Raw genomic sequence first — 22914 nt, 5'->3', positions numbered from 1 at the left:
CCAGGCTGACGTTACAGCAGTACCACATCATATTGCTCCTGACTGTAGAAGGGCTCAACCTGGAAGCGGATGGTCTTGCTGATAAAGGTCTCAAGGTCGGCTACGTTGTCGGACTCTTCATCCAGCAAGCGGTCTACCACACTCTGGGAAGCCATCACCAGGTAGCTTTCAGCGTCGTAGGCACGGTTGACTCGCAGGATTTCGCGAAACACTTCGTAGCAGACCGTTTCGCTGGTTTTAAGGAAGCCGCGACCATCGCAGATCGGGCAGGGCTCGCAGAGAATCTGGCCAAGGCTTTCGGTGGTGCGCTTGCGCGTCATTTCCACCAGCCCAAGTTCCGATACGCCGGTAATCTTGGTTTTGGCGTGATCCCGCTCCAGCATTTTTTCCAGCATGCGATGCACCTGGCGCTGATGCTCGGAATCTTCCATATCAATGAAATCGATGATGATAATGCCACCGAGATTCCGTAGCCTCAACTGACGGCTGATAGCACGCGCCGCCTCAAGGTTGGTCTTGAAGATGGTTTCCTCAAGGTTACGATGGCCAACGAAGGCGCCGGTATTGATATCAATGGTGGTCATCGCCTCGGTCTGGTCGATGATCACGTAGCCGCCGGATTTAAGCTGCACCTTGCGGCTGAGCGCTTTCTGGATTTCATCTTCAACTGAGTAGAGATCAAAGATCGGCCGTTCACCGGGGTAATACTCGACCTTGTCGGAAAATTCGGTCACGAACTCTTCGACAAACTCCATCACCCGCTGGTGACTTTCGCGGCTGTCGATGCGGACCTTTTCGGTCTGGGGGCGAATCAGGTCCCGTATGGTGCGGATAAACAGCGGCAGATCCTGATACACCACGGAAGGTGCCTCACTGCGGCCTATGCGCTCCTGAATCGACTGGTTCAGGCGGTGAAGGTAGGTCATATCGCCAATCAGGTCGTCTTCGGACGCAGCCTCCGCGGCCGTGCGAATAATATAACCACCAGAGATGTCCGGTTCGGCTGCCGCTCCTTCTTCCACCAGATTTTTCAGCCGGGCACGCTCGTTTTCATCCTCAATTCGCTGGGAAATACCAACGTGGCTGACGCCAGGCATGAATACCAGGTACCGCGATGGGATAGAAAGCTGCGTTGTCAGTCGCGCGCCTTTTGTACCGATGGGATCCTTGGTGACCTGCACCACCAGAGACTGACCTTCGCGGAGCAGAGTGCGGATATCCGGGACGGCTTTTGGCGTTTCGGGCGCCTCGCCCGCCAATTGTTGACTGGTGACCACATCCGACGCATGGATAAACGCGGCCCGTTCCAGGCCGATGTCCACAAACGCCGCCTCCATGCCCGGTAGTACGCGAACCACTTTGCCTTTATAGATATTGCCGACAATTCCCTTGCGACTGGTACGCTCAATGTAGGCCTCCTGGAGCATACCATTCTCCACGAGCGCCACCCGGGTTTCCACCGGAGTCACATTGATCAGTATTTCTTCACTCATTGCGGCTCTCCTGCCTGCTGTTCCAGGTTTCCCACACCGGGTATCCGGCACCGGCCAGTAATGTTGCTATTTCCTGCAGGGGCAGGCCGACAACGGCGCTGTAACTGCCACGGAGTTCCTCCACAAAAATACCACCCCGCCCCTGGATACCATAGCCTCCGGCCTTGTCCATGGGTTCTCCGGTTGCCACGTAAGCCTCTATTTCCGGGGCTGACAGTTCTCGGAAGCGAACATCGGTCGCCACCAGGCAGGATTCACAGGAGCCCTTGCAGGCGATGGCCACAGCCGTCAGCACCTGGTGGGTTTGTCCCGACAATTCCTCCAGCATACACGTCGCATCGTCGGCATTGGCAGGTTTGCCCAGAATCCGGCCATTGAGCACCACCGACGTATCCGCACCAATCACCAGGCTACCGGGCCCGAAAGCACTCCCTGCGAGGGCTTTCTCCCGTGCCAGGCGCTCGACATAATGCTCTGCTGATTCATCGCTGGCGGGGGTTTCATCGATATCCGCCGGGCGAACCAGGAACGACAGACCGATCTGTGTTAACAGTTCGGCTCTTCGCGGGGAGGCCGAGGCAAGAACGATAGACTGCATGAAACTCTCCTACCCAAAATGATACCAGCCCCTGAAAAGGTCCGAATCCTAGCCCAGCTTACGGTTCAGGTTATCCAGCAACACACACAGGACAGGCCAGACGATGGCGCTGGTCAGTGCCGGCCACAGATAGCTGAAGCCCGAGTCGCCGGCCCCCAGGGTCTGCTTGATAAAATGCACCAGCATCTGGTTGATACCCAGCAACAGGAAGACCATCAGGCACTGCTGTGGTAATGGGTACATTCGCAGGCGCTGGTGAATGGTCAGCACCAGAAATGCAATCACGCCCATCGCCAGGGCATTAACGCCCAGCGGCGTGGCTTCCAGCACATCCAGCAACAGGCCCAGACACCAGGCCAGGAGGATACCGAACTGGGCCGGGGCCCGGAACGTCCAGTAAAATACCATCAGCCCCAGCCATTCCGGCCTGAACTCAAACCAGCCCACCGGGAACAGGGAACTGCTGAGCACCAGTGAAAACACAATACTCAGGGCAAAAACGGGATAACTGATCACCGACAGCATCAGCGCACCTCGCTCTGTTCTGACGATGCAGGTTCAGCAGCATCGGCATCGCTCCGGGCTTCATCGGTGGCGTCCTGTTCCGGGGAAAACACCACCAGCACCAGTCGGCTCCGGTTCAGCTCCGCCATGGGCGTAGCGCGGATTTTCACAAACGGTTCCCCCGGCTCCTTGGTAATCTGGTCCACTTCCGCCACCGGGTAGCCCTTGGGGAAACGACCACCAAGACCGGAGCTTACCAACAGGTCCCCTTCGCGGATGTCAGCGGTATCGGGCACATGGACGAGTTCCAGCGCGCTGGTGTCACCGTTTCCCAGAAGGATTGCCCGCAAGCCATTGCGAACCACTTCCACCGGCACCGCATGGCTGCTGTCCGACACCAGCAATACCCTGGAGGTAAAGCTGCTGGTCTGCTGGACCTGGCCCATCAAGCCGTTGGCATCCAGGATGGCCTGGCCGACTTCAACACCGTCACGGCTGCCCTTGTTAATAACCACTTCGTGGGAAAACGGATCGGGGGAAACGGCCACGACTTCGCCAACGATGACCCTGTCATCCAGTACTTCGGAGGAATTCATCAGTTTTCGTAGTTCGTTATTCTCCGACGCCAGGGCGGCGTACTTGAGGGCACGGCGTTCCAGTATCAGCAGGCGGGCACGCAGTGCTTCGTTTTCTTCCTGGAGATCTTCCTTGGAGGTAAACAGGCTGGCGACCCAGTCACTGAACTCGGAGGGCGCATTCCCGAACCAATGGACGGGGGCCAGGCCGGTGCCGATGGCACTACGCACGGGGGTCAGCTTATCGAAACGGGCATCCGCCACGATCAGTACCGCCGACAGCACAATAACCAGCAACAGCCTGAAGCCGGGAACGGGGCCCTGAACAAAGATGGTTTTAATGGCGTACCCTCCCGCAATCTCTGCAGGGAGCCATACGACAACCGCCGCCGTGATCATTCACGAGCGGCGGCCGGGTCAAGCCAATGTCGGGGCGTAAAGCCGGGGTCAAGGTCAGCCCTCCTGGGAGAACATTCCGATTCCGCCACGGTCAATCACTTCCAGCGCCTTGCCGCCACCACGGGCGACACAGGTCAGCGGGTCTTCGGCAATAATCACCGGCAACCCGGTTTCTTCGCTGATCAGTTTGTCCAGCCCTCGCAACAGTGCACCACCGCCGGTCAGTACAATGCCACGCTCGGCGATGTCCGACGCCAGTTCCGGCGGAGACTGTTCCAGGGCGCTTTTAACGGTCTGGACAATCTGGGCCAGGGATTCCTGAAGGGCATCGAGGATTTCCTCGCTGTTCAGGGTAAAGGCACGGGGCACGCCCTCGGCCAGGTTGCGGCCGCGAACGTCGATTTCACGGATGTCCAGGCCTTCGTAAGCACAGCCAATTTCGTGCTTGATGCGCTCAGCCGTGGAATCGCCAATCAGGCTGCCGTAGTTCCGGCGCACGTAGGTGACGATGGCTTCGTCGAACTTGTCACCACCGGTACGGACGGATTCCGCATAGACAATGCCGTTCAGGGAGATGATGGCAATTTCGGTGGTACCGCCGCCGATGTCCACGATCATGGAGCCGCTGGCTTCCTCGACCGGCAGGCCGGCGCCGATAGCGGCAGCCATGGGTTCTTCGATGAGGAACACTTCCCTTGCACCGGCACCCATGGCGGACTCACGAATGGCCTTGCGTTCCACCTGGGTGGATTTGCTCGGCACGCAGACGAGTACGCGGGGGCTGGGAGTAATGAAGCTGTTCTCGTGCACCTTGTGTATAAAGTGCTGGAGCATTTTTTCGGTGACGACAAAATCGGCAATCACGCCGTCTTTCATCGGGCGGATGGCGGTGATGTTGCCCGGTGTACGGCCCAGCATGCGTTTGGCCTCGGCGCCAACGGCTGCGACCATTTTCTGGGAGCCACTCGTGCGTATGGCTACTACAGAGGGCTCGTTCAGTACGATACCGCGTTCGCGCACGTAAATAAGGGTGTTGGCGGTGCCCAGGTCGATGGACAGGTCGCTGGAAAATAAACCTCGGAGTCTTTTGATCAACATTCGTGTAGTTTCAACCTGAGAGTTGCAGTCGCAGAAATGATGCGGCAACTTTAGCAGTGAGCACCCCTGCAGGCAAGGCACCATCGGGGCTCCCGAGGCGCCATTCACGCTTTCCCCCTTTGTTTTGGCCCCTCCCGCGATTGTTTGAATCTGTTACCATAGCGCTTTTATTTTTCTGGCCTTGGTGGAGGGCCATTCGGGGGAAGCTTTCCAAAACACGCTCGAGCACGTCCGTGTGGCGCTTGGGCTACGCCATCCATGGCTCCGCACAGTTTTGGAAAGCTTCCCCCGAACGCCCCCGGAAACCTGTGCGGCCTTCACTGACACGAACCATATTATTAAAGACATTTCACACAATTGAACCTGGGAGGCAATGTGACCATTTCCCGCAAGGACATTGAGAAAGTCGCTGTGCTCGCCCGCATTCGGGTGGACGAGGAGCAGGTTTCGGCGCTGGAGAAGGATCTGGGCAATATTCTGGATCTGGTGGACCAGTTGAGCGCGGCGGATACGGATTCGGTGGCGCCCATGGCCCATCCGTTGGATGCCGTCCAGCGCCTGCGCCCGGATGAGGTGACGGAGACCGATCAGCGGGAGGCTTTCCAGGCGATTGCGCCGGCTACCGAGAATGGCCTTTATCTGGTGCCCCGAGTGATTGAATAACCCGAGTGATTGAATAAAGGGTATTGAGTGATCTGACGAACAGCGATTTCAGGATTCATCATGCATAACAAATCCGTAGCAGAGCTTTCCCGCGAACTGGAAAGCGGCAAGATTTCCAGTGTGGAGCTGACCCGGGAGTTCCTGGGCCGCCTCAAGAAGGAAGACGAGCAGCTCAACAGTTTTATTTCCATCACCGAAGAGCAGGCCCTGGCGGATGCCCATGCGGCAGACGAGCAACGGGCGGCTGGCAGGGCCACACCGTGGACCGGTGTGCCGTTTGCCCATAAGGACATTTTCTGCACCAATGGCGTGGCGACCACCTGTGGGTCGAAGATGCTGGCGAATTTTGTGCCGCCTTATGATGCCACGGTCACGGCGAATTTCCGCAAGGCCGGCGCAGTGTGTCTCGGCAAGACCAACATGGATGAATTCGCCATGGGGTCGTCCACCGAGTCCAGTTATTTTGGCGCGACCACCAATCCCTGGGGCCTGAGCAAGGGCGAGAAGCGGGTTCCGGGTGGTTCTTCCGGTGGTTCGGCGGCGGCGGTTGCGGCGCGGCTGGTGCCGGCGGCGACGGCAACGGATACCGGCGGTTCCATCCGCCAGCCGGCGGCTCTGTGTGGCGTCACCGGGCTAAAGCCCACCTATGGTCGGGTGTCCCGCTACGGGATGATTGCCTTTGCCTCCAGCCTGGACCAGGGCGGCACCATTGCCCGGAGCGCAGAGGATAACGCGTTGATGCTGAACGTGATGGCCGGGTTTGACCCGAAGGATTCCACGTCCATTGACCGGGAGGTGCCGGACTATACCGCGACACTGAACGAGCCGCTGAAAGGCCTGCGTATCGGGCTGCCGAAGGAATACTTTACCGGCAATCTCAGTGCGGCCATGGAGGAACAGGTTCGTAGCGCTATCCGGGAGTATGAGAAACTGGGCGCCACGGTAAAGGAAGTGTCCCTGCCCCACGCCGACCTGGCCATAGCGGCCTACTACGTGATTGCACCGGCTGAGGCCTCCGCCAACCTGTCGCGGTTTGACGGCGCCCGTTATGGCTATCGCTGCGAGGACCCGAAAGACTTGCTGGACATGTACACCCGCACCCGGGCCGAAGGCTTTGGTGCCGAGGTAAAGCGCCGGATTCTGGTGGGTACCTACGCCCTGTCCGCCGGTTATTTCGATGCCTATTACCTGAAGGCCCAGAAGGTTCGCCGGCTGATCCAGCAGGACTTTATCAATGCCTTCAGCGAAGTGGACGTGCTGATGAGCCCGACCACGCCCTCCCCGGCGTTCATCCAGGGCGAGAAGACCAGTGACCCGGTGACCATGTACCTGGAAGATGTGTTTACCATCGCCATCAACCTGGCAGGGGTTCCGGCCATGTCGGTGCCGGCCGGTTTCGTGGACGGCCTGCCGGTGGGCCTGCAGATTATCGGGGATTATTTCTCCGAAGCGCGGCTGCTGAACGCCGCCCATCAATTCCAGCAGGTGACCGACTGGCACCAGCGTGAACCGCAATAAGCCCGATAAGGAGAACGACTATGCAGTGGGACATTGTGATCGGGCTGGAAATTCACGTTCAGCTCGCCACCCAGACAAAGATCTTTTCCGGCTCCAGCACCGCCTACGGTGCCGAGCCCAACACCCAGGCCAATGCCGTTGACCTGGCGATGCCGGGCACACTGCCTGTGCCGAATGAGCAGGCGTTCCGTTACGCGGTGATGTTTGGCCTGGCGGTCAACGCCGAGATTGAGCGTCGCTCGGTGTTCGAGCGCAAGAACTACTTCTATCCGGATCTGCCCAAGGGCTACCAGACCACTCAGCTTGAGCGGCCGATTGTAGGCCCCGGCTATGTGGATATTGACCTGGCCAACGGCGAAACCAAGCGCGTGCGCATCCATCACGCCCACCTGGAAGAGGACGCCGGCAAGTCCCTGCACGAAGACTTTCACGGCATGACGGGTATCGATCTGAACCGCGCGGGCACGCCGCTGATCGAGGTGGTCACCGAGCCGGACATGAACAATGCGGACGAAGCCGTCGCCTTTGCCAAGAAGCTCCACGGCATCGTGACCTCACTGGGCATCTGTGACGGCGACATGTCCCAGGGCTCCATGCGCTTTGATGTGAACATTTCGCTCAAACCGAAGGGGGCGGACACCCTGGGCACCCGTACCGAAACCAAGAACCTGAACTCCTTCCGTTTCATGGAACAGGCCATCGCCCACGAGGTGGAGCGGCAGATGGATATCCTGGAAGACGGCGGCACCATTGTGCAGGAAACCCGCCTGTACAACGGCGACCGAGACGAATCCCGTTCCATGCGCACCAAGGAGGAAGCCAACGACTATCGCTACTTCCCCTGCCCGGACCTGCTGCCGGTGGAAATCGACGAGGCCTTCATAGACGAAGCCCGCAACAGCCTCCCGGAACTGCCGGACGCCCGCAAGGCAAGGTTCATGGAGCAGTACGGCCTGAACGACTACGACGCGAGCCTGCTGGCCAGCGATTCCAAACTGGCCGTGTTTTTCGAAGCCGTCGCCGAGCGCGGGAAGGATGCCAAACTGGCCTCCAACTGGGTCCAGGGCGAGTTCTCCGCAAGACTGAATGCGGAGGAGAAGTCTGTGGCTGACTCTCCGATTTCGGGCGCCCAATTGGGTGACCTGGTGGTTCGCATTGCCGATAACACTATCTCGTCAGCCGGCGCCAAGAAGGTGTTCGAAGCCTTGTGGACCGGCGAAAACGACAATGTGGACGCCATCATCGATGCCAAGGGTCTGAAGCAGGTATCTGATACCGGCGAACTGGAGAAGATGGTGGACGATGTTCTGGCGTCGATGCCGGACCAGGTTGCCCAGTACCAGCAGGAGTCCGACCCCAAGAAGCAGAAGAAAATGCTCGGCGGGTTTATGGGGCCGCTGATGAAGGCGTCAAAGGGCCAGGGGAATCCCAAGCTGTTTAATGAGATCCTGGTGAAGAAACTGGGAGGCTGATTTCTCAGCGTTTTCCTACAGGCTATGGGGGTGCCTTTTGCTGCAACCCTAGCCTGCTTGATTTGGGGGAGGCCTCGGTGGGAGGCTTCTCCCACCAAGGCCTATCAACTCCGAGATAACGCCCCGTAAACACCTCACCGTAGGTCGGATTAGCGAAGCGTAATCCGACACCGTATTAACGGCCGACCCCATTTGTCGGATTACGGCTTCGCCTAATCCAACCTACGTTTGGCGCTGACTTCGAGTTCCGCCAGCCGTGCGTCACCTCCAGCCCGAGCAGGCTAGTAGACCAGCTCAAGATCTATCAAACCAGGCTAGCCCACAAATCATGCTCATCCGCATGCTCAACCACGGCCCGGACAATCTGCCCGGGAACCAGATCGGTCTCGTCATTGAGGTAAACCATGCCGTCAATCTCCGGGGCATCCGCCTTGGAACGACCGATGGCACCTTCTTCGTCGACTTCATCGATCAGCACCTCAACAGTCTGGCCAATCTTGGCCTGCAAGCGGGCCGCTGAGATCTGGGCCTGTTTTTCCATGAAGCGGGCCAGGCGCTCTTCCTTTACCTCCTCGGGAACCGCGCCTTCCAGCTCGTTGGCCCTGGCACCTTCCACCGGGCTGTACTTGAAAGCGCCGACACGATCCAACTGCGCCTCATCCAGCCAGTCCAGCAGGTACTGGAAATCCTCCTCGGTCTCGCCGGGGAATCCGACAATAAAGGTGGAGCGAATGGTCAGCTCCGGGCAAATCTCCCGCCACTTGCGAATGCGCTCCAGGGTTTTGCTGTCGTGGGCCGGGCGTTTCATGGCCTTGAGCACTTTCGGGCTGGCGTGTTGGAACGGGATGTCCAGGTACGGCAGGATCTTGCCCTCGGCCATCAGCGGGATGATGTCGTCCACATGGGGATAAGGGTAAACGTAATGCAAACGCACCCAGACACCCATCTCGCCCAAGGCCTCACACAATGACTGCATTTTCGTTTTCAGCGGGCGCCCCTGCCAGAAGCCGGTACGGTATTTGGTGTCCACACCATAGGCGGAGGTGTCCTGGGAAATCACCAGCAGCTCTTTGACCCCGGCATCCACCAGACGCTTTGCTTCGTCCATCACATCACCAATGGGACGGCTGACCAGGTCGCCGCGCATGGATGGGATGATGCAGAAGGTGCAGCGGTGGTTGCAGCCTTCGGAAATCTTCAGGTAGGCGTAGTGCCGGGGCGTCAGTTTTATGCCCTGGGGTGGAACCAGATCGGTGAAGGGATCGTGTTGTTTGCTGGGTGGTACAAACTGGTGCACGGCACCCACCACTTCCTCGTAGGCGTGTGGGCCGGAAACGGCAAGTACGCCAGGATGGGTGGCGCGGATCCGTTCGGCCTCAACGCCCATGCAACCGGTGACGATCACCCTGCCGTTTTCGTTGATGGCTTCGCCAATGGCATCCAGGGACTCCTGCTTGGCCGCGTCGATGAAGCCGCAGGTGTTGACCACGACTATGTCGGCGTCGTTGTAGGTTGGCACCACGTCATAACCATCCAGCCGCAGCTGGGTGAGGATGCGCTCTGAATCAACCAGGGCCTTGGGGCAGCCAAGGCTGATAAAACCCACTTTTCCGTTGCCTGTGTGAACGGAGGAAATTTTGTCTGTCATAACCTGTACGGAGTCGCGGAGCCTTAACTGGCTCAGGGTGAATGTCGGTGGATAGTTTACCTCAGCCACTCAGGCGCCGTAAGTGACGTGTGCGCCGAAAACCCAGCCACCGGAAGGGGGTGTCTATCAATATCGATGACGCCATGTTCACATTCAGTTCACAAATCTGACAGTTTTGACGACAGGCAACTTGCTGACCACCAAACAAACAACTAGACTTTCAGGAAGTTAAGGCCGAAACAATAAGCGCTTGCCGTTGCCCCGCACCTGTCATGTTAAAATGTCATGACGTTCTGCGGCGTTTTCTTGCGTATATGACAAAGCGCAACAGCGAGTATAAAAAGGACTGAACGATGGGTAAGGCAGCCTGCTTTAAAACCAGAGATGCCAGAAGAATGCGTATGAAACCAGTTGCCGCCAAGCCAAACCTTCGCAACCAACAACGCGTTGATGTTGCCACCGAAGCCCGTATCGAAAAAACCGATGGCAGTTGCCTTACCTGCAAAGTGTCCAACATCTCCCGCACCGGCATTATGATTCTGTGCGACCAGGATGCAGTCGGCAAACTGGTTCCCGGCCATAAAACCCCGGCGCCCGGCAACTGGATTTCCGTCACCACCACCTTTACCGTGCCGGTCGTTGCCAACCAGCCTGTTTCCGTCATCGCCGGCGGCAACATCGTCCACATGCGCCGCATCGCCCGCGATCAGTTCCAACTCGGAATCCAGTTCGCCGAATTCGAGGGCAATGGTTTCGATTACGTGGACAATTACGTCAGCAAACTGCTCTCCAACTCTCCTCCCTGAAATCAACGGGCAGACCCTGCCCGACTACCCTGCCGCTATATTGTTATAGCAGTAAACTCTAGTTACCTGGCTTCTTATGCCATGGCCTGATCTGGTATCATTGCCGCATTCACACGCCCAGCCTCTTTCTAATCTATAGGCACGCAAACGCGGTAACAGGATACGATGACCACTTACAACCTGACGCATCTCAAACAGCTGGAAGCTGAAAGCATCCATATCATCCGGGAAGTCGCAGCCGAATTCGACAACCCGGTCATGCTCTACTCGATTGGCAAGGACTCCGCGGTGATGCTTCACCTGGCGCGCAAGGCCTTCTACCCGGGTAAGCCACCTTTCCCGCTGATGCACGTGGATACCACGTGGAAGTTCAAGGACATGATCGAATTCCGTGACCGCAAGGTGAAGGAATACGGCCTGGACCTGATCGTTCACAAGAACGAGGACGGCATCAAGCAGGGTATTGGTCCGTTTACCCACGGTAGTGCCAAGCACACAGACGTGATGAAAACCCAGGCCCTCAAACAGGCCCTGGACAAGTACAAGTTTGATGCCGCCTTTGGTGGTGCCCGCCGGGACGAGGAAAAATCCCGCGCCAAGGAGCGTGTGTATTCCTTCCGCGACGAATACCACCGCTGGGACCCGAAGAACCAGCGCCCCGAGCTGTGGAACATCTACAACGGCAAGATCAATAAAGGCGAAAGTATTCGCGTTTTCCCGCTGTCCAACTGGACCGAGCTGGATATCTGGCAGTACATCTACCTGGAAAACATTGAGATCGTTCCCCTCTATTACGCCGCCAAACGCCCGGTGGTAGAGCGCGACGGCACGCTGATCATGGTGGACGACGACCGCATGCCGCTGAAAGAAGGCGAAAAGCCAATGATGAAGTCCATCCGCTTCCGTACCCTGGGCTGCTACCCGCTGACCGGCGCTATTGAATCCGAGGCAGACACCCTGCCGGAGATCATTCAGGAAATGCTGCTGGCCACCAGCTCCGAACGTCAGGGCCGCGTGATTGACCACGATTCGGCAGGCTCCATGGAACAGAAAAAGCGGGAAGGGTACTTCTAAGATGTCACACCAGTCTGATCTGATTGCAGAAGATATTCAGGCCTACCTGAAGCAACATGAGAACAAGGAACTGCTGCGCCTGCTGACCTGCGGCAGTGTCGATGATGGCAAGAGCACCCTGATTGGCCGCCTGCTGCACGATACCAAGATGATCTACGAAGACCATATGGCGAGCCTGAAGACCGACAGTGCCAAGATGGGCACCACTGGCGAGAAGCTGGACCTGGCCCTGCTGGTGGACGGCCTGCAGGCAGAGCGGGAACAGGGCATCACCATTGATGTGGCCTACCGCTATTTTTCCACCGACAAGCGCAAGTTCATCATTGCCGATACCCCGGGCCATGAGCAGTACACCCGCAACATGGCCACCGGCGCATCCACCGCCCAGGTGGCAATCCTGATGATCGATGCGCGCCATGGTGTGCTCACACAGACTCGCCGTCATTCCTACATTGCGTCCCTGCTGGGCATTCGCCATATCGTGGTGGCCATCAACAAGATGGACCTGGTGGATTACAGCGAAGAGCGCTTCAATGAAATCAAGGATGACTATCTGGCCTTCGCCAACAAGCTGGGCCTGAAGGATATTCGCTTTGTGCCAATTTCCGCTCTGGAAGGCGACAACGTCGTCAACAAGAGTGAGAGCACGCCCTGGTTTACCGGCCAGCCGTTGATGGAGATCCTGGAGACGGTTCAGGTTTCCCATGACAAAAACCTGGAGCACTTCCGTTTCCCGGTGCAGTACGTAACACGTCCGAACCTGAACTTCCGTGGCTTCTGCGGCACCATCGCCTCCGGTGTGATTCGCCCTGGCGACAAGGTGATGGCCCTGCCCTCACGACGCACCAGCACTGTCAAGGATGTGGTGACGTTTGACGGCAACTTGGACGAAGCCTACATCGACCAGGCAGTGACACTGACACTGACCGACGAGATTGATGTCAGCCGCGGCGATATGCTGGTGAAGGCCGAGGACGAGCCGGAAGTGGGTAACCGCTTTACCGCCAATATTGTCTGGATGACCGATGGGCCGCTGGAAACCGGTCGCCTGTACGATATCAAGCTTGGCCCTACGTTCACCTCCGGTACGGTGAAGAAGATTCATCACCAGACTGACGTCAACACTCTGGAGAAGAACGACAACCCTTCTGCCCTTCAGTTGAACGAAATCGGATTGTGTGAGCTGACTCTGAGCCAGCCTATTGCATTTGATGCCTACCCACGCAATCACGCCACGGGCAGCTTCATTGTCATTGACCGGCTGACCAACGTAACCATTGGCGCGGGCATGATTGCCGGCACGGCGGGTACGGTTGAGTCGCTTGACCCGGTAACCAGCGAGGAACGCCAGCGCCGGCTGGCACAGAAGCCTGCCATTATTGCCTGTAACGGCAAGCAGGCCACGGCTCTGGCCCTGGCGGTTGAGCGGGCTCTGTTTGACCAGGGTAAGACGTCCGTGGTGCTGAGCGAGGACAATACCGGCGATGCCGACGACAGGCGCCGCGCCGCCCAGGTAATCAGCACCCATGGCCTGATTGCCATTGCGGTGAACCTGGGTACGGATGTGGCCTCGGCGTCTGTTTCCGCGGACGACGATCAGGGCATTACGGAAGCGGTTAATACGCTGCTTCAGGACCTGATGCGGCATAAGCGGGTTTAACCTCGCTTTCGGGACCTGAGCACAGCCCCCATAGTCTTGGACCTTGGGGGCTGATTCGTTTTGGGGGCTGGTCCCGGGGCGGAGGTACCCCCACCCCGTGACCGATCGCACATTGTTCATATCTCTCCCCCGTAGGTCGGATTAGGCCCAAAGGGCCGTAATCCGACAAATTGGTTTCACCCTCCCCTCAACCCCAACCTTCCCCCAAAACCCTACAAAATCCATTACAATCCCTACCCCTGAAGGTTTACCCTCAGAGCCTCTCACGTATTACCAAGCAAGGATCCGAAAACTCCATGGCCATCAAGCACCTCCGCACCCTCTACGCCAGCCAGCTTCAACCCGGCCAACCAGCCCAGGTCCGCCCCGGCGAGGCCCTGCCCGAGCCCGGTGGCGACTATGAGGCCCTTCACAAGCAGATGAAGCGTCTGTTCAACAGCAAACCGGGCAAGAAGTACGGTCGTTTCTCAGAAGACATTGGCGAGTCGCCTTTCAGTGCCTGGCTTAAGGACTATCTGGAAGACAAGCAGAGCTTCACGTCCCTGACCGACCGTATTTTCGGCCAGTGGCAGGAATTGCTGAACGGCAGCCAGGAGGAGCATCAGGGGCATCTGATGCTGGTGCACGAGGCGCTTGCGGATGGGGAGGTGATGTATCTTCTGGTGCTGGAGAGCGACAGTGCTTTGCGGTTTGACGGCCAGCAGTCGCTGGACACGACGGATGTGCTCAGCCTGTCCCGGTTGAATCTGGCGGTGCGTATTGAGCTGGAGGACTGGCAGGGTGAGAACGCCGCGGAGAATTATCTGACGCTGGTTCACGCCCGTGGCAGCGGTGAGCCGGGTGAGTTGTTTATCCGGCTGTGTGGCTTTACGAACCAGGTGGATGTGGAGAAGGAAACCCTGACGTTCATGGATGCGGTGGAGGCGTTTGCCAAGTCTTCCGAGCCGGAGGAAGCGGGTAAGATTCGGGCGCGGGCCTATGAGTTTTCCAAGGAGCAGCATGCGCTGGGCGAGCCGGTGGCGATTGAGGCGCTGTCGGGGTATCTGGATGAGGACCAGCCGCAGCGGTTCAAGGAGTTTGCCAGTGAGACGGCTGAGCTTCCTGAGAGCGGGGTGTTGCATCCGGATCATCGCAAGGTGAAGAAGCTGGTTCGGATTGCGGGGTCTGGGGGCGGTATGAGTGTGTCGTTTTCTTCCGATCTGGTTAATCAGGCGGTTTACTATGACCGTGACAACGACGCGTTGACTATTACGAAGCTGCCTAAGGCTTTGCGGGAGCAGTTGCAGCGCTACTTGGAAGGCCGCGAGGATTGACATTGCTGATCGTCTAGCCTGAGGGGCTTGGGGGCTGGTCCCGCCATGGGGGAGCATTTTCTTCTGGAAAAAGAACTCGCTGCGCTCGGACACCTTTTTCCGGCAGAAAATGCTCCCCCACACCGGGACCGATCAAGGCTTTCAGTTTTGCCTGCTCTATTCCGCTTCGTTGGTTGTGACCGGGTTTGTGTCGGTCCAACGTGGACGATTTGCCCTCAGTTTTCGGACTTCTCGCATCCAGCCTACGCCGTCGACCAGTTCTCCGGTTTCCGGGTCGATGGGTGGGTACGGCAGGTTGCGGTCGTCGCAGTAGCGTTTTACGAGTGGCTGGCACCAACGGAATAGCAGACGGTTGTATTCTTCGTCCGGTAGCCGCCGATTGTCATACAACCCGGCCAGTTTGCGCTGCCGTTGTGCCTCGGAAAGGATAATGGCGCAGGCTGATGAGACGTTCAGGGATTCCACCATGCCCATCATGGGAATTACGATGTGCTCGTCTGCCTGTTCGGCGGCGCTGTCGCTGACGCCGTCTACTTCGTTACCCATGATCACCGTGCAGGGCACGGTGAAATCCGCTTCCCGGTAATCAATCGCCCTGTCCGACAGCTGCGCTGCGTATAGCTTGTGCACCTGCCCTTTTAGCGTCGACACCGCATCATCCATGTTCGGGTGGGTATGGGTCGTCACCCAGTTGTAGCTGCCACCTGCGGTTTTGCGGAATGCGCGGAAGCCTTCCCGCGGCCATACCACGTGCATGTTGGCCAGGCCGAAGGCGTCGCAGGAGCGGATGATGGCGGAGAGATTGCGGGGTTTGTGGACCTGGTCGGTGAGGACGCGGAGGTCTGGTTGGCGGGTGTTTAGGGTTTGTTTGATTCGGGCTAGGCGTTCGGGGGTCATTGGAGTTTTGGTTAGTGATCAGTGGTGTTTCAGGCTTCGGTTGTCGGATTACGGCTTTGCCTAATCCGACCTACGTGGATGAGGTTTTGCACGTCAGCCGGGGAAGTGGTTGGGGCGAGGCTTTCCAAAAACGTGGAGCGCCAGGGATGGCGCGACCGAGCCCTACAGGGACGTATTCACGGGCGTTTTTTGGAAAGCCTCGCCCCAACCGCTTCAACTCCCGAGCCCAGGAAAACGAATAATACCACAAGCGATTTAGAGGATTGCCGAGACAGAGGTGGTTGCGGATTGATCACCCCGTTATAATGGCCAGCTAACTTTTTTAAGCGCCAACCCCAACCTCCCGGCGCATATCACACACCACCATGCACCAAAGACGTTGAGAAACATGGCCAAGAAGCTGTACATCAAGACCCATGGCTGCCAGATGAACGAGTACGACTCGTCCAGAATGGCGGATCTGCTGAAAACCGGCGAAGCTGTCGAAATGACGGACTCGCCGGACGACGCCGACATTCTGTTGCTGAATACCTGCTCTATCCGGGAAAAAGCCCAGGAAAAAGTGTTCCACCAACTGGGTCGCTGGAAAAAACTGAAAAACAGCAAACCGGACCTGATTATCGGCGTGGGCGGCTGCGTGGCCAGTCAGGAAGGACAGGCCATCATCGACCGCGCGCCCTACGTGGACATGGTCTTCGGCCCGCAAACCCTGCACCGCCTGCCGGACATGATCACCGAAGTGCGTGCCAAGGGTAACGGCGTGGGCGTGGTGGACGTCAGCTTCCCGGAGATCGAGAAATTCGACAACCTGCCAGACCCCGGCGCCGATGGCCCTTCAGCCTTTGTATCCATCATGGAAGGCTGCAGCAAGTACTGCACTTTCTGCGTGGTGCCCTACACTCGCGGTGAGGAAGTCAGCCGCCCGGTGGACGACGTGATTGCGGAAGTGGCGCACCTGGCCGGTCAGGGCGTGCGCGAGGTGAACCTGCTGGGTCAGAACGTGAACGCCTACCGTGGCGAAACCCACGATGGCGACGTGATGGACATGGCCGAACTGGTGACTCTGATCGCCACAATCGACGGCATTGACCGCATCCGTTACACCACGTCCCACCCGGTGGAGTTCTCGGATTCGCTGATCGAGGTCTATGAGCAGGTGCCGGAGCTGGTCAGCCACTTGCACTTACCCGTCCAGAGCGGTTCCGACCGTATTCTGGCGGCCATGAAGCGCGGCCATACGGCGTTGGAGTACAAATCCAAACTCCGCCGCCTGCGCAAGATCCGCCCGGACATCAGTTTCTCCTCGGATTTCATTATTGGCTTCCCGGGTGAAACGGAAAAAGACTTTGAAGACACGATGAAGCTGATCAACGATATCGGTTTCGATATGTCCTTCAGCTTCGTCTACAGCGCCCGGCCCGGCACTCCGGCGGCAGACCTGCCGGACGACACGCCTATGGAGGTGAAGAAGCAGCGCCTGAGCATCCTCCAGGACCGGCTGAACCAGAACGTGATGGACATCAGTCGCAAGATGGTGGGCACGACCCAGCGTATCCTGGTTACGGGCCTGTCCAAGAAGGACCCGGGTGAGTATGCGGGCCGTACTGAGAACAACCGTATTGTAAACTTCCGGCATGAGAATCCGGAGGTGGTTGGGCACTTTATTGATGTGGAGATTCGGGAGGCTATGCCTAATTCTCTTCGCGGGGTTCCTGTTAGCTCGGAGATGTTTTAGGGCTGGGCTCCCATTCGTCCAGGGCTTGGTGGTTGCCGAGTGGTGGGTACCTCCTCCCAAAAAACGCTACAAGCACATCCGTGTGCGCTTGGGCTCCGCCATCCATGGCTCCGCACATTTTTGGGAGGAGGCACCCACCACTCTCCGCGGACTCTTTCCGTGTCTGCAGTCCAAACGGAGTAAACGTAGGTTGGATTAAGCAAAGCGCAATCCAACAATGGCCGCGAGATTCACAAATGGCCCGACATTTGTCGGATTACGACTTCGTCTAATCCGACCTACTTGTATTTGTACAAGCGGGCCTGCACATAAACATAAGGACGCTGGGCGGGACGGCTTTCCAAAAACGTGGAGCGCCAGGGATGGCGCGACCGAGCCCTACAGGGACGTATTCACAGGCGTTTTTTGGAAAGCCGTCCCGCCCAGCGTCCATCGCACAATGCAAGAAAAGCAATCTCCCCGAAGACACAACCAGAGGGGAGTCAAAACACAACCGGAGACTGTTTGAAAACCAACGACTCAAGACAATTTGACCTGCATCCGGTGGACCAGCACCGACTGACCACCCTTTGCGGCCAGTTCGATGAGCACCTGAAGCACATCGAGCGGCGCATGAACGTGAAGGTGGGCCGTCGTGGCCATCATTTCCGGGTGGAAGGTGAAACCGAGCATGTGGCTGCGGCCACCGAAGTTATTCGGCACCTGTACCGGGAAACCGAGGCCAATGACGATATTTCGCCGGACATGGTTCACCTGTTTATCCGCGAGACCGGCTTCGAGCGGCTGGCGGAGGATGTGCCCTACAAGGGCGCTGTCACGGTTATCAAAACCCCGAAACTACAGGCCAAACCCCGGGGCGAGAACCAGCAGAAGTACGTGCACAACATACGCACCCACGATGTGAACTTTGGCATTGGCCCGGCCGGTACCGGCAAGACCTGGCTGGCGGTGGCCTGTGCGGTGGAAGCGCTGAAAGACGAGCAGGTGAAGCGCATCCTGCTGGTCAGGCCCGCCGTAGAGGCCGGAGAAAAGCTCGGTTTCCTGCCCGGTGACCTGGCCCAGAAGGTGGACCCTTATCTTCGCCCGCTTTATGACGCGCTCTACGAAATGCTGGGGTTCGACCATGTCACCCGGCTGATCGAGAAAAGCGTGATCGAGATCGCGCCGCTGGCGTTCATGCGCGGTCGCACCCTCAACAATTCGTTTATCATCCTGGATGAAAGCCAGAACACTACCCGCGAACAGATGAAGATGTTCCTCACGCGGATCGGCTTTGGTTCCACTGCGGTGATCACCGGCGACACCACCCAGGTGGACCTGCCCCGGGGCCAGAATTCCGGCCTGATTCATGCGGCGGGGGTGCTGAGCAAGGTGTCCGGTATTGGATTCACTCGATTCGAGGCCCGGGATGTGGTGCGTCATCCACTGGTCCAACGGATTGTCGAGGCCTATGATTCCTTTGATGACGGGAGTGCCACGGGCCAGTGAATGAACTGACAGTGGATTTACAGCGGATTGTCGAGGCACCGGGCGCGCCTTCCGACGCCGATTTTGAGCGCTGGGCACAGGCAGCGTGGCTGGGTGAGAATCCATCCGAGGTGACGATTCGTATCGTTGCCAGCGATGAAAGTGCCGAGCTGAACAGCCAGTATCGTGGGAAATCCGGGCCAACCAATGTCCTGTCCTTCCCATTTGAAGCGCCAGCCGGTATAACGGTTCCGTTGGCCGGTGATCTGATCATCTGCGCCCCGGTTGTTGAAAAAGAAGCCACCGAGCAGCAGAAGACACTGACGGAACACTGGGCCCATATGGTGGTGCACGGCATGTTGCACCTTCAGGGCTACGACCACATTGACGATAACGATGCCGAGGTCATGGAAGCCCTCGAGATCCGGTTGCTTGGGCAACTCGGGTTCAGCAATCCTTACGAGACAGAGGAAACGGAAAAAGACTCATGAACGACGATCAGTCGAGTCGCAGTCAGGGCAGTAACAAGTCCTGGCTGGAGCGTATATCACAGGCCTTCTCCAGCGGGCCTGAGTCCGTCGAGGACGTGCTGGAAATCCTGCGGGACGCCGAGTCCCAGGACATCATTGATACTGATGCCATGAGCATCATCGAAGGTGCCATGCAGGTGATCGACATGCGGGTGGATGAAATCATGATTCCCCGCTCCCAGATGGTCACCGTCAAGGCATCCCAGGATCCGAAAGAATTCCTGGGCGAAATCATCTCCTCCGCCCACAGCCGCTTCCCCGTCATTGGCGACAGTCAGGACGATGTGATTGGCGTGCTACTCGCCAAGGACCTGCTCCCCCTGGCCCTGAACAACGACCTCAACTGGAACCGCATCCGCGAAATCCTGCGTCCGCCCACCTTCGTGCCGGAAAGCAAGCGCCTGAACCAGTTGCTGAAGGAATTCAAGGAAACCCGGAACCACATGGCCATTGTGGTGGATGAATACGGCGGCACTGCCGGCCTGATCACCATCGAGGACGTGCTGGAACAGATTGTGGGCGAAATCGAGGATGAGCACGATTTCGACGAAGAAACCCACATCAAGGCCCGTGGTGACGGCACCTACGCCGTCAAGGCCGTAACGCCGGTGGACGACTTCAACGAATTCTTTGAAACCGAGCTGGACGAGGAAGAGTTCGACACCATCGGTGGCGTTGTGCTCAAGGAATTCGGTCACCTGCCCAGACGGGGCGAGTCGGTGGAGTTTGGCGGGTTGCAGTTCACCATTGCCAATGCCGATAACCGTGTCATCCGTCTGCTGCAGGTAACGCGTGGTGATGACCAGTAACACAACACCCCAAACCACCGTGCTGACATCGCCCTTTTCTGAACGACCCTGGCTGCGCGCCGTTGCTCTTCTGATCGCCGGCGCTCTGCAGACCCTGACCTTCTCGCCATTCAACTGGTGGTGGCTGGGGCCGTTGTCTGTTGCACTGATCCTGCTTTGCTGCCTGCCCCTGGCCCCGCAGAAGCTGTTCCGGGCCGGCTGGCTTGCGGGACTGGGTTTGTTTGGTACCGGCGCGAGCTGGGTTTATATCAGCATCAGTGAGCACGGCAACACCTCCGTGCCCCTGGCCATTATCCTCACGGTTATCTTCGTGGCGGGGCTCGCCCTGTTCCACGGCCTGGCATTCTGGGCCTGGGGTAAGCTGGCGAAGGACAACCCCATCAGGCGGCTGATCCTGTTTCCGGCAATCTGGATCCTCGGCGACTGGGTTCGGAGCTGGCTGCTGACCGGCTTTCCCTGGCTCTATCTGGGCACCGCCCATGTTGACGGCCCCCTGGGCGGATTCGCTCCCGTGATTGGCGTTTACGGTGTCACCTTCTGGATCACTGTTACCGGCGGCGCGATCGTTGCCTGTTGGTGGCTGGCCAGGAATACGCGCTATGCCAGCGCCGCCATTGTGGCCGCTGTGGCCCTGCTACCCTGGATTACCGGCCCTGTTCTCTCCAACGTCAACTGGACGACACTTGACGAAGAACCCACCACGTTCGTGTCCATGCAGGGCAACATCCCCCAGCAGATCAAGTGGGACCCGGATTTTCTCCGGGACCAGATCGTGGCCTACCTGGAGCTGACGGAAAACCACTGGGATACGGACCTGATCCTCTGGCCGGAGACCGCCATCCCCATCCCCCAGGACCAGGCCGGAAAGATCATCGACCACATCGGTGAGGAACTGGGGGAAAACAGCACTCTGATTACCGGCATTCCCTGGTATGGCTTCAGCGATCGTATTGAGGATTTCACTTTCCATAACAGCATCATGGCTATCGGCAATGGCGGCGGTATCTACCACAAACAGAAGCTGGTGCCTTTCGGCGAGTATGTGCCGCTGCAGCAGTGGCTCCGCGGCCTGATCGGCTTCTTTGACCTGCCCATGTCCAGTTTCAGCCGTGGCCCAGCCAACCAGGCGCCGCTTGATGCCAACGGCACCAACATCATGCCTTTCATCTGCTACGAAGTGGCCTACCCGGATTTCGTGGCTACCAATGCCCGCAACAGTGGCCTGCTACTGACCATCAGCAACGACGGCTGGTTCGGCGACTCCATCGGCCCGTTGCAGCACCTGCAGATTGCACGGATGCGGGCACTGGAAACGGGGCGATATATGCTCCGTGGCACCAACAACGGCGTTACCGCCATCATCGATCAGAAGGGCCAGATCCAGGAAACCATTCCCCAGTTTGAGCGTGCAGTGCTTACTGGCGAAGTCTATGTGGCCGAGGGTAATACGCCCTATATGCAGTCCGGCTCCTGGCCGGTGCTGACGTTGGCTGCGATTCTTATTGTTTTTGTTCGGGTGCGGGTGATTCCGAAAAGCTGACTTTGTTAAGCTTTGGGGCAAACGGGTAGCCTGCCTTGTTCGTGCCTGGCCACGGGGTGGGGGTGCCTTTTCTTTGGAAAAAGAACTCGCTGCGCTCGGACACCTTTTTCTGGCAGAAAAGGCACCCCCACCCCATGGCCATTCTGACTCTGCTCTGCACTCCCGTAGGTCGGATTAGCGAAGCGTAATCCGACACCCAGTCAGAGGCGGACACCATTTGTCGGATTACGCTTCGCTAATCCGACCTACACCTACGCCGACCTACTCTTGCTCCGACTTCCGGGGCCAGCGGCTGGTGACACGTTCGTAGTAGTGGGAGCCGCAGGCGTCGCAGGGTTCCAGGTGGCTTGTCGCTGTCAGGCAGCGCATGTGGCCACAGTTTAGGCATTTGAACATGCCGGCTGTTGCCACTTCGCCGCTGATGTACTGGCTGGGCTCGTGGTTTTCCAGTTTCTGGTTCAGTTCCAGTGTGTCGAGTCTGGTCTTGTCCGCCACGGAGAACAGCATGTCCGCCAGCTGGTGCTCCAGCAGGGATATATCCAGTTGCAACCAATCCTTCAGGCCTTCGCCGGTTTCCTCCACGAAATGCAGCAGGTGTTCAAGGTCCCGTTGAAGGTATGCACCCAGCAGGTCCGCCTCTTCGCGGGTCATCTCTTCCAGTTCGTACTCAAACTCCACCGCCCGCTCGATTTCCTCTTTCAGGGTATCGCGGGTGGTGTTTTCCATGTCGCTGAGCCGGGCCTGAACCCGTTCCAGCATGCGGTCGTAGGCTTCAAGGGCCTTGCCTGAGAGATGATTGCGTTCTGGTTCGGTCATGACTGCTCCTTTATACCGGTTACAGGTGCGGCGCCGGGCTGTGGGTGGCCTTGTAAGGCTGACTCCCAAGGTCCGGGGCAGAGCGGGTATGGCTGTCCAGGGATGTCAAAAACATGGATGTTTTTGTCAAGCGTACAGGGACGTATTCACAGCGTGCCCTGGACAGCCATACCCGCTCTGCCCTCCACCATAACTGTAAGTCTGGCACAGTATCGGGAATTTGGCAGGCTACCTGTTAAGCCTTGTGTGCGTTAGAATGTCCGGCCGCTTCGCACATCTTTTTGATACAGGGTAACTTT

General features: G+C 58.1%; 20 protein-coding genes. 12 read left to right on the top strand and 8 right to left on the bottom strand.

Features of this window, described 5'->3' with window-relative positions; genetic code table 11:
* Positions 1 to 11: 11 nt before the first annotated feature.
* From rng to NLU14_RS01435, 5 genes are read right to left on the bottom strand one after another with little or no spacing between them, the layout of a single operon-like run.
* Complete coding sequence (rng, locus tag NLU14_RS01455; RefSeq protein ID WP_275704375.1) at positions 12 to 1493, bottom strand: ribonuclease G; 1482 nt, start codon at positions 1491 to 1493, stop codon at positions 12 to 14.
* Positions 1486 to 2091, bottom strand: a complete 606-nt coding sequence (locus NLU14_RS01450) for a Maf family protein (RefSeq protein WP_275704374.1) — start codon at positions 2089 to 2091, stop codon at positions 1486 to 1488. The genes rng and NLU14_RS01450 overlap by 8 nt, the downstream gene beginning before the upstream one ends.
* A 48-nt stretch (positions 2092 to 2139) precedes the next feature.
* The gene (mreD, locus tag NLU14_RS01445) at positions 2140 to 2616 is read right to left on the bottom strand and encodes a rod shape-determining protein MreD (RefSeq protein ID WP_275704373.1); all 477 of its coding nucleotides are present in this window, start codon (positions 2614 to 2616) and stop codon (positions 2140 to 2142) included.
* On the bottom strand, positions 2616 to 3569 hold the full coding sequence (gene mreC, locus NLU14_RS01440; RefSeq protein WP_275704372.1) for a rod shape-determining protein MreC: 954 nt from the start codon (positions 3567 to 3569) through the stop codon (positions 2616 to 2618). The genes mreD and mreC overlap by 1 nt, the downstream gene beginning before the upstream one ends.
* Before the next feature lie 54 nt (positions 3570 to 3623).
* A complete protein-coding gene (locus tag NLU14_RS01435; protein ID WP_275704726.1) occupies positions 3624 to 4664 on the bottom strand; it encodes a rod shape-determining protein in 1041 nt (346 codons plus the stop codon).
* 378 nt (positions 4665 to 5042) lie between these two features.
* Between NLU14_RS01435 and gatC the strand changes: the two genes are divergently transcribed.
* Genes gatC through gatB form a run of 3 tightly spaced genes read left to right on the top strand, consistent with a single transcriptional unit; the run spans position 5043 to position 8320 of the window.
* Positions 5043 to 5330 carry an Asp-tRNA(Asn)/Glu-tRNA(Gln) amidotransferase subunit GatC gene (gene gatC, locus NLU14_RS01430; RefSeq protein ID WP_275704371.1) on the top strand — a complete coding sequence of 96 codons (288 nt, stop codon included), beginning with the start codon at positions 5043 to 5045 and terminating at the stop codon, positions 5328 to 5330.
* Positions 5331 to 5390: 60 nt separating this feature from the next.
* Complete coding sequence (gene gatA, locus NLU14_RS01425; RefSeq protein WP_275704370.1) at positions 5391 to 6848, top strand: Asp-tRNA(Asn)/Glu-tRNA(Gln) amidotransferase subunit GatA; 1458 nt, start codon at positions 5391 to 5393, stop codon at positions 6846 to 6848.
* Between the two features lie 5 nt (positions 6849 to 6853).
* Positions 6854 to 8320 carry an Asp-tRNA(Asn)/Glu-tRNA(Gln) amidotransferase subunit GatB gene (gene gatB / locus NLU14_RS01420; protein ID WP_275704725.1) on the top strand — a complete coding sequence of 489 codons (1467 nt, stop codon included), beginning with the start codon at positions 6854 to 6856 and terminating at the stop codon, positions 8318 to 8320.
* A gap of 304 nt (positions 8321 to 8624) precedes the next feature.
* Here the strand turns inward: gatB and rimO are convergent, their stop codons facing one another.
* A complete protein-coding gene (gene rimO / locus NLU14_RS01415) occupies positions 8625 to 9968 on the bottom strand; it encodes a 30S ribosomal protein S12 methylthiotransferase RimO (protein ID WP_275704724.1) in 1344 nt (447 codons plus the stop codon).
* A 401-nt stretch (positions 9969 to 10369) separates the two neighbouring features.
* On the opposite strand from rimO, the gene NLU14_RS01410 reads away from it, so the two are divergent.
* From NLU14_RS01410 to NLU14_RS01395, 4 genes are all read left to right on the top strand, one after another.
* Positions 10370 to 10774 (top strand): PilZ domain-containing protein, encoded by a 405-nt coding sequence (locus tag NLU14_RS01410; protein ID WP_275704369.1) that lies wholly within the window; start codon positions 10370 to 10372, stop codon positions 10772 to 10774.
* A gap of 165 nt (positions 10775 to 10939) precedes the next feature.
* Positions 10940 to 11848, top strand: coding sequence for a sulfate adenylyltransferase subunit CysD (gene cysD, locus NLU14_RS01405; RefSeq protein WP_275704368.1), 909 nt, complete (start codon positions 10940 to 10942; stop codon positions 11846 to 11848).
* Position 11849: 1 nt separating this feature from the next.
* Positions 11850 to 13508 (top strand): sulfate adenylyltransferase subunit CysN, encoded by a 1659-nt coding sequence (gene cysN / locus NLU14_RS01400; protein ID WP_275704367.1) that lies wholly within the window; start codon positions 11850 to 11852, stop codon positions 13506 to 13508.
* A gap of 296 nt (positions 13509 to 13804) precedes the next feature.
* Complete coding sequence (locus NLU14_RS01395) at positions 13805 to 14821, top strand: nucleoid-associated protein (RefSeq protein ID WP_275704366.1); 1017 nt, start codon at positions 13805 to 13807, stop codon at positions 14819 to 14821.
* A 156-nt stretch (positions 14822 to 14977) separates the two neighbouring features.
* Here NLU14_RS01395 and trmH read toward each other — a convergent pair whose 3' ends face one another.
* Positions 14978 to 15718 carry a tRNA (guanosine(18)-2'-O)-methyltransferase TrmH gene (trmH, locus tag NLU14_RS01390; protein WP_275704365.1) on the bottom strand — a complete coding sequence of 247 codons (741 nt, stop codon included), beginning with the start codon at positions 15716 to 15718 and terminating at the stop codon, positions 14978 to 14980.
* A gap of 388 nt (positions 15719 to 16106) precedes the next feature.
* Here trmH and miaB point away from each other — a divergent pair, with 388 nt between their 5' ends.
* The 5 genes from miaB (at position 16107) to lnt (ending at position 21799) form a co-directional block, all read left to right on the top strand.
* Positions 16107 to 17453: a tRNA (N6-isopentenyl adenosine(37)-C2)-methylthiotransferase MiaB gene (gene miaB / locus NLU14_RS01385; protein ID WP_275704364.1), complete on the top strand. Its 1347-nt coding sequence runs from the start codon at positions 16107 to 16109 to the stop codon at positions 17451 to 17453.
* A gap of 504 nt (positions 17454 to 17957) precedes the next feature.
* Complete coding sequence (locus NLU14_RS01380; protein WP_275704363.1) at positions 17958 to 18941, top strand: PhoH family protein; 984 nt, start codon at positions 17958 to 17960, stop codon at positions 18939 to 18941.
* Complete coding sequence (gene ybeY, locus NLU14_RS01375; RefSeq protein WP_275704362.1) at positions 18938 to 19411, top strand: rRNA maturation RNase YbeY; 474 nt, start codon at positions 18938 to 18940, stop codon at positions 19409 to 19411. The genes NLU14_RS01380 and ybeY overlap by 4 nt, the downstream gene beginning before the upstream one ends.
* The gene (locus tag NLU14_RS01370) at positions 19408 to 20259 is read left to right on the top strand and encodes an HlyC/CorC family transporter (protein WP_275704361.1); all 852 of its coding nucleotides are present in this window, start codon (positions 19408 to 19410) and stop codon (positions 20257 to 20259) included. Before ybeY ends, NLU14_RS01370 begins: the two co-directional genes overlap by 4 nt.
* Positions 20249 to 21799: an apolipoprotein N-acyltransferase gene (gene lnt / locus NLU14_RS01365; protein ID WP_275704360.1), complete on the top strand. Its 1551-nt coding sequence runs from the start codon at positions 20249 to 20251 to the stop codon at positions 21797 to 21799. Before NLU14_RS01370 ends, lnt begins: the two co-directional genes overlap by 11 nt.
* 261 nt (positions 21800 to 22060) lie before the next feature.
* Here lnt and NLU14_RS01360 read toward each other — a convergent pair whose 3' ends face one another.
* Positions 22061 to 22615, bottom strand: coding sequence for a zinc ribbon-containing protein (locus NLU14_RS01360; protein WP_275704359.1), 555 nt, complete (start codon positions 22613 to 22615; stop codon positions 22061 to 22063).
* Positions 22616 to 22914 lie beyond the last annotated feature (299 nt).

This window comes from Marinobacter iranensis, from assembly GCF_029207565.1.
GTDB classification, from domain to species: domain Bacteria; phylum Pseudomonadota; class Gammaproteobacteria; order Pseudomonadales; family Oleiphilaceae; genus Marinobacter; species Marinobacter iranensis.
This window is presented reverse-complemented; position numbering and strand designations above follow the sequence as displayed.

Excerpts from the sequence above, each read along its gene's own strand:
- rng (WP_275704375.1), bottom strand. The coding sequence starts at position 1,493 with ATGAGTGAAGAAATACTGATCAATGTGACTCCGGTGGAAACCCGGGTG.
- NLU14_RS01450 (WP_275704374.1), bottom strand. The coding sequence starts at position 2,091 with ATGCAGTCTATCGTTCTTGCCTCGGCCTCCCCGCGAAGAGCCGAACTG.
- mreD (WP_275704373.1), bottom strand. The coding sequence starts at position 2,616 with ATGCTGTCGGTGATCAGTTATCCCGTTTTTGCCCTGAGTATTGTGTTT.
- mreC (WP_275704372.1), bottom strand. The coding sequence starts at position 3,569 with ATGATCACGGCGGCGGTTGTCGTATGGCTCCCTGCAGAGATTGCGGGA.
- gatA (WP_275704370.1), top strand. The coding sequence starts at position 5,391 with ATGCATAACAAATCCGTAGCAGAGCTTTCCCGCGAACTGGAAAGCGGC.
- rimO (WP_275704724.1), bottom strand. The coding sequence starts at position 9,968 with ATGACAGACAAAATTTCCTCCGTTCACACAGGCAACGGAAAAGTGGGT.
- NLU14_RS01410 (WP_275704369.1), top strand. The coding sequence starts at position 10,370 with ATGAAACCAGTTGCCGCCAAGCCAAACCTTCGCAACCAACAACGCGTT.
- cysD (WP_275704368.1), top strand. The coding sequence starts at position 10,940 with ATGACCACTTACAACCTGACGCATCTCAAACAGCTGGAAGCTGAAAGC.
- cysN (WP_275704367.1), top strand. The coding sequence starts at position 11,850 with ATGTCACACCAGTCTGATCTGATTGCAGAAGATATTCAGGCCTACCTG.
- NLU14_RS01395 (WP_275704366.1), top strand. The coding sequence starts at position 13,805 with ATGGCCATCAAGCACCTCCGCACCCTCTACGCCAGCCAGCTTCAACCC.
- trmH (WP_275704365.1), bottom strand. The coding sequence starts at position 15,718 with ATGACCCCCGAACGCCTAGCCCGAATCAAACAAACCCTAAACACCCGC.
- miaB (WP_275704364.1), top strand. The coding sequence starts at position 16,107 with ATGGCCAAGAAGCTGTACATCAAGACCCATGGCTGCCAGATGAACGAG.
- NLU14_RS01370 (WP_275704361.1), top strand. The coding sequence starts at position 19,408 with ATGAACGACGATCAGTCGAGTCGCAGTCAGGGCAGTAACAAGTCCTGG.
- lnt (WP_275704360.1), top strand. The coding sequence starts at position 20,249 with ATGACCAGTAACACAACACCCCAAACCACCGTGCTGACATCGCCCTTT.
- NLU14_RS01360 (WP_275704359.1), bottom strand. The coding sequence starts at position 22,615 with ATGACCGAACCAGAACGCAATCATCTCTCAGGCAAGGCCCTTGAAGCC.